Here is an 11,586-nt window from a genome sequence, read left to right on the forward strand (position 1 = left end):
CGGACGTTCGGGCAAGAAATCGCCGACATCGAGGCGCTGGCGGTAAATCTCGAATACCGCGCTCAGGAAGCCGTCGAAAGAAGAATCGTAGGAGATGAGAAGAGACATTTACAGATGTGGGGTGTGAAGTGATAGGTGTGGGATGCGGGGTTAACCCACGGAGCTGAGCGGCGCGGGGGCCGGGAGTGCGGGCATCTGCAACTGGCTGAAAAAATCGAGTTGGGCAGGTTTCGGGCGGGCAATCAGCAACGGGCGCAGCATCTCGGGGTAAAGCCTGCGCAAGTTCGCCGGTACATCGGGATTATAGATGAAGTACTTCGCGCGCTTGAGAACCACCCCCATCTTCTTGAGCTGTTCCAGCCGGATCTTGCAAAAACGGCGGCCGCTCACAATCAGCTGGGCCGACTTCACGCCGATTCCCGGAACGCGCAAAATCATCTCGTAATCGGCAGTCTGCAAATCTATCGGGAAGAACTCCGGATGGCGCAGCGCCCACATCGCCTTCGGGTCCAAATCGGGGTCGAGGTTCGGGTTCGACTCGTCCAGAATCTCCTCGTGGCCGAAATGGTAAAAGCGCATGAGCCAGTCGGCCTGGTAAAGGCGGTGCTCGCGTAACAGCGGAGGCTTGGTCGTGAGGGCGGGCAGGCGCTTATCGGCATTGACAGGAATGTAGCCCGAGAAATAGACGCGCTTCATGCGCTGCTGGTTGTAGAAGCCTGCGGAAAGGCGCAGAATCTGCAGGTCGGACTCCCCCGAAGCCCCCACAATCATCTGCGTACTCTGCCCTGCCGGCAAAAACTTCGGCGTATAGCGGGAATGCTTGCCCGCAGAGTATTCCAGCTTGCGTTCGGCCAAAAAGTTCATCGGCCTGAAGATGGACTCGTAATTCTTTTCGGGAGCGAGATACTGCAGTTGCCTATCGGAGGGAATCTCGACATTCACGCTGCTGCGGTCGGCATACAGCCCCGCCTCGTAAAGCAGGCGCGAACTCGCCCCCGGAATCGCTTTCAGGTGGATGTAGCCGCCAAAGCGGTGGACCGTGCGCAGCTCCTTCGCCACGTAAACGAGCTTTTCCATGGTGTTGTCGGGGCTGCCGACCACCGCGGAACTGAGGAACAGCCCCTCGATGTAGTTGCGGCGGTAGAACTCCAGCGTGAGGTCGATGAGTTCCCTGGGCGTAAACGTCGCGCGCGGGATATCGTTGCTGCGGCGATTGATGCAGTAGGCACAATCGTACTTGCAGGCGTTGCTGAACAGCACCTTCAACAGGGAAATGCACCGGCCATCGGCCGACCACGTATGGCATATGCCCGCACTGCAGCCGCTCCCGAGCCCGCCCTTGGGCGCACCGCGGCTCGAACCGCTTGAAGAACACGACACGTCGTACTTGGCCGCGTCACCCAGAATATTAAGTTTTTCTCGTAGGTCCATCTATACACCTGCCCTTCTGTACCCTAATATAATAATTAGTGCTCAGAAAAGCAAGTGCTTTTTTAGGCTCTATCGATTAATGTGGATTTTCCGCACTTCGGAGCCTATGGACAATTTGGCGAAAAGAATAAAATCCCTCTGTTTCACCCTATCAAAACACATAAAAAAGCTGCATATAATTTACAATCCCTTGATTAATTATGAAAAAAATCCCAATTCACAAAAAAAAGCACCGGTAAAAAAATTATTCAGACAAAATAATCATATTTTTTGTTATTCAAAATTTTACATACAAAACATTTATTTTTATCCATAAATGCTTTATTATTAAAATATCATTACCACAAACAAACTAAAAGGGCGCATTTCATGGCTAACAGAACAACTAAAACAGCACAACAGAAGAAAAAAATCATTGTTAAAAAAGAGACTAATGCAAAAATAGACATCACAAATTCCTACAACGGATTAGCCACAGCGTCTTTTAGCAATGCAATCACCATAACCCAACCCAAAACTGTAAAAAAAGCCGCACAAGAGCAAACTTCTATTTTAACCATAAAGCAAGATACTTTTGATTCCATTCAAAATGAAAAAGTTTCAAAAGTTTTCGCTAAAATAAAAGCCGATCCCGGCAGCACAATTCAAATAGACGACCAACTTTATTCAATTCCCGAACAGGGGTATGGTTATCTCGACATTACGGACAAATACATAAACGCAAACAACCAAGACATTAACATACCATTCAAAACGTATATAGACTCAAAAAACGCCACCCATACAAAAGAGAAAATTCAAGAATTAGTCTCACGACCCACCTTAGAGGTAAATTTACCAAATCTATTTGAATCCCGTCTCAATGATTTAGGATCGATAGTTCGTGATAATCTTGTACATCCTATAAAACCTATCCCATCAACAAACAACAACGAAGATATTGTTGTAGAATACTTTGTTGACGATGAATCAATACCGGCAAATGAAACATATAGTTTAGCAGGAGGAGTCGAAGCAAACGTACTTCTTGCAATGTCGTTAAATCTACCCAGGTTCCATTTTGATGACATTACACTAAACAACACAACGCTACCTTTTAAAATTTCACACACGCATACTTTCAACAATGGTGCTTTTGGTTGCGGCAAACTATGGCGAACGAATTTACATCAAAAATTAGAGAAAAAAATTTCAAAAGAAAAAGAAACAAAATTCACCTATTTTGACGAAAACGGCTATTCTCATAGTTTTAAAGAAACATTCTATTATTTTAACGACCAAGGGAAAAAGGTTACAATCAAAAAAGGCGACGTAAGTATTAACGCCATCGATGGAACTCAATATTACGAAGCATCGGGAAAAAAATACGAAGTGTTTTTAGACCAACGAACAACATGTGGATTGTCGCTTACAACAAGGCTCGAAGGCTTTAAAAACATCGATTATTACGAGCAGCGCCAAAAAGAAGAGAAGCAATTAGAAGACACGATATACTCTTACAAGAAAACCTTGAAAGATTACGTAATCGTAAATTCCGACACAGGCGAAATCACCGGGGAACTAAAAAAATATTTCAAAACAGAAAACGACATTCTCACCACAGAAAATTTTGATCAATTCACAAACAATCTAAAAAAAGGCCTACTTTTTCAAAAACAAGATGCCATACAATACCAGTCACTTTGCACACAACAAAAAATCATCAAAAAGCAGATTAAAGAGAGCCAGCAGGCCGTAGACTCAACAACAAAATCCTTAATTTTAGAGAAAAACTCTTTATATAACCAGCATAACAGCCTATACAATTCCGCTATTGAATTAGAAAGTCAAGTAAGAAATAGTACTGTTTACGACACATCTCTCGTAATGAGACAATTATGCATTCTTTATAATCAATTCAAATTAATCGGGCACGGCATTCCAGACACATTTGGAGGCTACTACTATGTAAACAAAGATAGTATTTCATATATGCCGCCAAGCCTAAGAAATAGCGATATATTTAAAAAAGCCAAAAAATACAATTTTGAATCCAATCCATTTGGTTATACAATAAGCGGCATCAACAACGATGTGAACCAGATAAAAATAAATGAAAATCATACCACAACAAACAACGCACAATTTAACGAACTATTACCAGCTTCCGGCGACGGTTCTCTCAGACTTCAGGAAAAAATGTTAGATGAGCAAACCCGTTTCTACTACAATCAAAACGCAACCAGGAAAGAGGAATTGCAAAGGATATACAAAGAGTATATCAATTATGAATACAGCCTGGCCAGACTAATGCAAACAATGCCCACGGCAACCTTAACTGACGGGAACAAGTCGCTATGTTTCAATGATTACGGAGATTTATGCGGCATAAGCGATTCTCACAATCATTACTGGGCCATCGAACGCGATTTAAACAACAATATTTCAAGCATAACCGACAGCAAAAAAACAATCATTTTCAGATACTATCCATACGGATTGCTGGAATCAATCACTGATTTCAACGGCAAAAAAGTTGAATACACTTATTCCTCGAACAATATCGACGCCGACTTGAAAAAAGTCAAATTAGCAAACGGAGACACCATTGAATTTGGATACAGCAATTCCTTTATTACATCTGTTTACTCGACATTGGAAAAAGCCAAAACAAAGATTAAATATATCAACGAAAAAGCAGCCGTTCCTTCATTACAATCTATCGCTAATTTTTCAATGGTAAGCAAGATCACTGATACCGGCGAAACCTCCATTAAAGAAGCCGAAGCAGAAAAAAACTACACATTCTCTACAATCAACTTTAATTCTAAATTATACGACACAACTATTACTAATGACGGAAAACAAAAACGATATTTCATGGATAATAATTGGATTTTTACTGGAGGATACGCTCAAAATGACGACAATACATTAGGCGGATTCTCTTACGTCCATGTCAACCGCGATAATCCCCAAAAAATCAAAACCTTCTCAATTCACGAAATTGACGACGCAGTTGTATCAATTGAGAAAAAGAATTCAACCACGGTACAAGGGACAAAGCTACCAATTAATTGCAAAGAATACATGTTCTCTGTCATCATCTCCGGTCCAGAAAGCGGGAACATTCTAACCAAAACAAAAATAAAAGCAGGGACATTCATGGGTCCTCGGGCAACTGTAACATATACCGATAAATCCACCGCAGTTTTCCAGACACCCGCCATATACCGTGATTGCGGTTCACAGATTTGCGCTGTTCCCATATCCCTATCCCTAGATAAAGAAGTTTCCAAGATTGAATTATCACTGGCAAATACCACAGATCTAACCGCCTCTTGCGATTTATTGCGTTTGGCACCAGCGGAATGCAAATACGAAACATTTGACGAGTTTAAAAAAATCATCTCGTCCGAATCAAGCAAAGACTTTGTCTGTTACAATAAGAAGGATAAAACTACTCTTTATAGACAAACATCTACAAAATACACATACAACGAACGGCAACAGCTTATAAAGAAGGAAACAACCAATAAAGACTTTACAGAGACCGCAACAAATTCATTTAAGCTGATTACCAAATACGCATACAACAGCAACGGGGCTCAAATCCGTGAAGAAACATTTGTCGAAGGCAAAGAAGCGACCAGCGGAATCATAGTAAACGAAAATGTCTATGACGACAAAGGCCGAATCGTAAAAAATTCTGTGTACAACTCTCTGGAATCGTCAAATAAAAAGCATAACGAGAAAATTTATAACGATAATGACGAAACCGTACAAAGCGAAATTGACGCACTTGGCATAAACAAGATATCTTATGAATACGATTCCACAAACAACATCGCATCCATCACCTATCCATCGGGTAGCAAACTGTCGTATTCCAGAGATTGCAATACAAATGCCATAACCGCAATTTCACAGAGCACCGAAGACGGTGAGCCCAATTCCATCGAAACACATTATAACTGCGGCTTAGTGACAAAGCTTAAGAGCAACACTAACACCATTGATTACGAATACAACGGCAAGCGCGAAAAAACAGCCGTCTATTTCAACGAAATAAAAAAAGTTGATTACTCCTATGAAAAAGATGTCAAAATAGGCAATACATTAACAGAAAAAACAAAGGCCACACTTTGGAGTAGTTCTAATGAAAAGATTGATACCGAAACATTCGTAGATTCCAAAAAGAATCTCATCCAAACCAATCTTAATGGAAAGACACTCTTCAAAAACACCTTTTCCAAAACAAAAGTTTTACTAAGTAGCGAAGATTATGTCACACAAACAACGACGAATACGACTTATGACGATATAAACCATAGAATAGATTCTATTTCTAGATCAAAGAGCCGTGACGAAAAATACTCTTACTTAAAGCCTTTAAAAGAATCTTTCGAATACGATTCTTTTGGTCAAAAAAAGACTCATACCATCAGCGTTGGAGATACAACCAGCCAGTATAAATTTGAATACAACGAAAATGATCCTGCAAGGTCTTTAAAAGCCATCAGGCTTCCCAACCGCCTTACCTCTATCCATCAAAAAGATTTCCTTGGGCGCACAATCGGTAAAACGCTCCAAAAAGAGAACGGAGAAAATGTCCTTGGCGAATATATCACATTCCGAAAGGTCGGAGACCACTCCTCAGACACCGTTTCGTCCATCCGTTATGGCGAAATCCGCAACGGCAAATATTCCATTATAGAAGGTGTACACTACAAGTACGATTCCACAGGAAACATTACAGAAACCTGGACAAATGGAAAATTTACTGCCGCCTACAGTTACGACCACTTAAACAGGATCATTCGCGAAGATAACGCCATTTTCCAAAAGACATGGTTATATACCTACGACGGGAACGGGAACAGGACCACAAAAACTGAAATTCCCTTTACACGTCAGAAAACGGATGAAATTACCGATATTTCCAACGCAACCGTCGAAAATTACGCATACGACGGCGATATGCTAACATCCCGTAATGGAGACGGCTTCACGTATGACGGTTTCGGAAATCCAACGAAATTCAAGAATAAGAATCTCCAGTGGGAAAACGGAAAGCTGATTGCATTCGAAAGCCATAAGTTCGATTACGACGGATACGGAAAACGCATCCGAAAGGATTCAACATATTATACATACGACACAAATAAAAACCTTGTCGAAATGGAAAACGGAGACAACACCCTCAGGTTCATCTATGACAACAGCGGGATTTCGGGGATAGAATACAACGACCAGCAGTATCTACTACGAAAAAATGTTCAGGGCGACATCACACACATTTTCTCCATAGACGGGACAATGGTAGCTCAGTATGTGTACGACGCCTGGGGCAACCACAAGGTTCTTGATGCAAATGGCAAAATCATCGACGAACAAGAACATATCGGCAACACAAACCCGTTCCGCTATCGAGGTTATTTCTACGACACCGAGACCAAACTATACTACCTAATAAACCGCTATTACGACCCCGAAATCGGGCGCTTTATTTCACAAGACCAGATTAGTTACTTGCAGCCGGATGTTATCAACGGTTTAAATCTTTTTGCTTATTGCGGAAACAATCCTGTAATGCGCATAGACGAAAACGGCTGCAGTTGGAAAAGCTTCTTGAGGGGCGTCGGCGACATCTTCAAGAAAGTCGGTGATTTCTTCGTAAAAGCCGGTCTATTTATAGCTGGCCTTACAATCGCATCGATAGGATTAGCCACAGTGCTACCAATGGTGATTCCCTTACTAGCGACTCCTATTACCGCGATTACATCAATTGTAAGCGCACAACTCATTCCAAATATATTGATTCCAGGAAAAGCTACCGGAAATACAATACTGGGATTCCTAACCCAACTTGGAATGAGCGTAGGAATCTACGGAATTGACATGATGAGGGCCGCTTTTGACAAAGACGTTTACAATGATATGAAAAACATTAACTGGAATCCGTTCAACAGCGACGCCGAAAAAGCACTCAATTGCAGCAAGGTTTCCTTCTTTAAAGGACTTCCCGTAACCAAAGACCTCCCTCTTTCAACAGGCAGATCATTCTTTTTAGGCGCAATAGTCCTTGATAAAGACGAAAACGATATAAATACCATATACCATGAGTATGGGCACTCACTCCAATTTGCTGTTCTAGGGCCTATAAACTATCTTATCTCCGTAGGCATCCCATCTGCAGGCAGTTGGAATAAAAAAAATTACTATGGCAATCCATGGGAAAACATAGCCAATGAATATGGAGGAAACATCATATTCAACAACAGCGAAGGTCAAAGGATTGAAATAAATCATAATAGAAACGTTTTGTTCCTGATGTTAAACCATTATCTGGGCGCATGGTCGCTCATCGCTAGCGCAGCAGTTAAATAAATCAATTTATCAATTAAGCCCCAAGAATTAACTTCTTGGGGCTTTTTTGATAAAGATTAAAAATTTAGGCTTTACCAGCCCTGGAAATAGGCATTCCTAAGCCCCTTGAAGGCCACATAGCGCCTGTTACCGGACTTGTCCCAGATTATGGCGATACCGGCGAGGTAGTTGATCCAGGTTCCGCCGTTCTTGATGTTCATGTTGATCCTAAGCTTCGAGCAGTAGGCCACGAACGGGACCATGAGTTTGTCGTGGGAACTGAGCATGATGAAACGGTCGGGTTCGTTTTCGTACTTGTGGAGCAGGATTTCAATCAGTTCGGCGGAGCGTTCCTGCAAGTTATAGTAGGCCTGGATTCTCGCCGTGTCGCCGGAATACCTCCCAGTATAGGTATAGTACGAAGTCGCTTCCCAACCGCCACCGGCATCGGATTCCGCCTGGTTCACCAGCGACCTGTCGATCATGTACCAGTCATCGTTCAGTTCAGGGAACGTATCCGTAACAGTCGTATCTTGCCCACGTCCCTGGGCGATGGCAATTACAGTCTGCTGCGCACGGTAGAATTCCGAGGCCCCGAGCCTCATCGGTTCGTCAAACTTGGTGAGCTTCGCGCCCATGGACTTCGCCGAATCGATGCCGGCCTTGGTAAGCCCGCTGTTCTTGCTCGTGGCATCCTTGTCGCGTTCGCCATGACGCAGCAAGAAGATGACCCTCTCGTTGTCCTTGATGCTCTCGTACACCCTCTTGATGTCGACAAAATCGGTGATATTGGACTTGTCGACAAAGTAAGCGTTAATATCGACATCCGATGTCATTGCACGCCAGCTTCGACCCGTAGCGCTGTAACGGTAGAGGTTCCCCGCATTGACACGGCCCTGGCGGATTTCGCCGTCGGTCCCCTGCCCCATCTCGTAGGTATCCTTTTCCCTGTCCATGGCCAGTTGCCATACGCCCTCGTCGTCGCAAACGAAGCGGTCCGTCGTAACGGAAACATCGGAATATTCAGAGGCATAATACATGCTCGAGGGGTTCGTCGCAAAGACGATCTTGCCCTCGTTTTCTTCGTTGCAGGCCGGAATACCGAGTTCAGCCTGGTAGAAACCCCTTATGTACTTTTCGAAATCAGCGACGGTACCGAGCCCCAACTTCCGTACATGCCCGCGAATCGTTTCGAATTCGTCATTCACATCTACGCCCAGGGCCCAGTCCGCAATTTTAGCGCGGGCCACGGAATCATCCCAGGAACCGTCCGCAAAGTCGGCAGCCACTTTCCAGAGATTTGCCACGGTATCTTGCAAGGCGGACTGCATCATGATGGTCACGGCCAGAAGCGCCGTTCCCGATTCGCTACCCGTGAACGAGGTAATCGAATCGACTAGGCCGAGGCCCGCCGTATCGATATGGAACATGCTCCAGACCGCAGCAGAAGACGTCGCGGAAGCAGACGCTGCGGTAGCGCCGGGCTGTTTCAACAGCGTTTGCATATTCACGGACTTCAGGAACGTCAGGAAGTTGATATTGGCAACGCCCGCATTCCCCCGACCGCCTACAAGAGCATACAGGGAATCCTTCATGGTGACCGTACCGCCATGGGCCAGGTCGGTAATCGTACCGGAATAGACGGCCTTCGCATAGGGCGGGCGGAAAGTCACATTCTCCGCCGTATAAGTCCCGCCTTTCGGAGGGACCGTCGCCGTGAATGTCGCAACCGTATTGAAAGTTTCATCAAGCGCCTGCACGGTAACACTCGACCTGGAATCTTGCAAGCCGTAACCGAACGTTCCCGTAACCGTCACGTTTTCAAGACTCGACGGATCCTTGGCTGTCGTATCTTGCGTCCTGTTATCGGAAGTATCCTTACGCGAAGTGTCCCTGGAGACCGTATCGCGGAGAAACACGGAATCCCGGTTCGTCAACGTGTCAGGCGTTGTTGCGGTATCGCCACGGCCCACGGAATCGGCTGTCGTGAAGGACGAATCCGGTTCAAAAAAGGTTGCACCCACATTCGCATCTGCATTATTCGAACTGTCCGAATCGCCACAAGACACCAAAAAGACCAATGCACAAGTGAAGTACACCGTAAGCCAGAAGGCTCTAAAATTTACGTATTTACCCAAGTAAACCTTTGACATATCGTTCCCCTTACCGATAAACAAAGCATCCCTACACCATCAAAAATATATTTTTTTCGTAAGAAAACAAGACGCCCGGCGCCTAAAAAGGGCTGCCAGGCATTCTTTGCTACTCTGAAAAAATCCTACTTGAACTTCGCGATAAACTCATCGCCGCTGGAGGGGCTCACGAGGCGCGGGTTATCCTTGTTGCCGTCCGCCCAGCCGTCGAAGGTGCTCCCGCCCGTCGGTATCGCCGTCAGCAACATATCGTTGCCGTAAAAGAACTTTCCGGTATAGTTCGTGCTCGGGAGTTTCATCCCGTCGAGCAAGACATATCCGCTGCCCGTCGAGCCAATCGTCACCGCAATATCCACGCCCAAGCGGAATTCCGTACGGTACTCGTTGCGGACCGTCGACGTCCTGGAGCTCGCATAGGACTTGAGCGTCGATCCAGTCTTGTCGAAGGAATGTTCGTTCCTCGGGTACTTCTTCATGTCGCGATCCATCTCGGCAGACGGGATTGTCGCCGTCATGCGGTCCGTCGCTTCGGCAACCTTTTCGTAGGAAAGGTAATGGTCGAGCATGACTGCGGAATGGTTGACAAAGAGGCGCACGAAATCGGGATTCTGGCTAAGCTTGATGAAGATTTCGGCAAAGCAGCGGGCCCCGTTGCACTTGTTCGTGCCGCCCTGCTTGATCCAGCTGAACATATTATGGTCCCTGTATTGAAAACCGGAAACCGCCCAGTCCCAGCCGAAACCGTGGTCCACGTCGAAAATCATGAATTCAGCAGCCATGTAATCCGCATAATTACCGACATCCATCATGGTCTGGAGCTTCTTATAGGCTTCCGCATCCGTCTTGAAGTTACTCTTATGGATAAAATCAAGCATTTCCACGTAAGAGGCCTCCGAGCCGCCGCTAGCAGTCACGGTAGTCTTTATGTGCTTCACAATGTTCACCTGCTTGGAATCGATACCGTAGTTCGTCTCGACGAAATGTTCGTTCAGGCGTTCGCGCATGTCGAAAATCCCGTAGTAGGCACCATTGTAAAATACCACCACCTGGCGGCTTCTCTGGTAATCTACCCCGCTCCCTTCCATAAGGCTCGTGAGCATCGGGTCTTCGATGTAGTCCCCCACAAATCGGTTACCGTTGTTTCTCAAGTTGAAAGCCTTGAACTTGTTGTCTTCGGGCCTGGTCTTGAACAGCGGGAACTTGATACGGCCATCCTGGTATTCGCTCTTCATCTTGATGGCCACGGACTTCTTGGCCCTGTAACGGCTCCACTGGCCGATAATGGAAAGACCCGCATCAATCTGCCGAAGAACTGCCGTTTTCGAAGAACTCCACATGGACGGGGAGTTCCAGGTCCCACCAGTAATTCGCCTCACGGCACGGTTCCGCGCAGTACGAAACGCCCTGGCTGTAGTAGCCGTTCTTGGAATCAAACATCAGGTAAGAATCCACGCTGATGGCCACGACCGGCATGGAGACGGTCTCGTTGATAAAATAGGTATGGCTCGACTTGCGCGCGATGGAATCACCGACAAATTCCGCACAGCGTACTGCTGTATTGCGGTTCACCACATAGGGTTCCACAAATTCCGCCGTGGCGGAAGTCGGCATGGAACCATCGAAGGTACAGCGGATTTTGCCGCCATATTCAGGT

Annotated in this window: 4 protein-coding genes and 1 pseudogene; 1 reads left to right on the forward strand and 4 read right to left on the reverse strand. The window is 45.5% G+C overall.

Translation table 11 applies throughout. The features are described from left to right. Nucleotides 1-150 precede the first annotated feature (150 nt). Nucleotides 151-1,431 carry a putative DNA modification/repair radical SAM protein gene (locus HUF13_RS16535; protein ID WP_173476134.1) on the reverse strand — a complete coding sequence of 427 codons (1,281 nt, stop codon included), beginning with the start codon at nt 1,429-1,431 and terminating at the stop codon, nt 151-153. 369 nt (nt 1,432-1,800) lie between these two features. Between HUF13_RS16535 and HUF13_RS16540 the strand changes: the two genes are divergently transcribed. Then, a complete protein-coding gene (locus HUF13_RS16540) occupies nt 1,801-7,800 on the forward strand; it encodes an RHS repeat domain-containing protein (RefSeq protein WP_173476135.1) in 6,000 nt (1,999 codons plus the stop codon). 71 nt (nt 7,801-7,871) lie between these two features. Here the strand turns inward: HUF13_RS16540 and HUF13_RS16545 are convergent, their stop codons facing one another. The 3 genes and pseudogenes from HUF13_RS16545 to HUF13_RS16555 all read right to left on the reverse strand — a co-directional run. Next, nucleotides 7,872-9,932 (reverse strand): histidine phosphatase family protein, encoded by a 2,061-nt coding sequence (locus HUF13_RS16545; protein WP_173476136.1) that lies wholly within the window; start codon nt 9,930-9,932, stop codon nt 7,872-7,874. 125 nt (nt 9,933-10,057) lie between these two features. After that, a complete protein-coding gene (locus tag HUF13_RS16550) occupies nt 10,058-11,269 on the reverse strand; it encodes a CotH kinase family protein (protein WP_173476137.1) in 1,212 nt (403 codons plus the stop codon). After that, a pseudogene (locus HUF13_RS16555) lies at nt 11,229-11,586 on the reverse strand (spore coat protein CotH); the annotation flags it as partial. The pseudogene HUF13_RS16555 and the gene HUF13_RS16550, both read right to left, overlap by 41 nt.

The organism is Fibrobacter succinogenes (assembly GCF_902779965.1).
Lineage (GTDB): Bacteria > Fibrobacterota > Fibrobacteria > Fibrobacterales > Fibrobacteraceae > Fibrobacter > Fibrobacter succinogenes_F.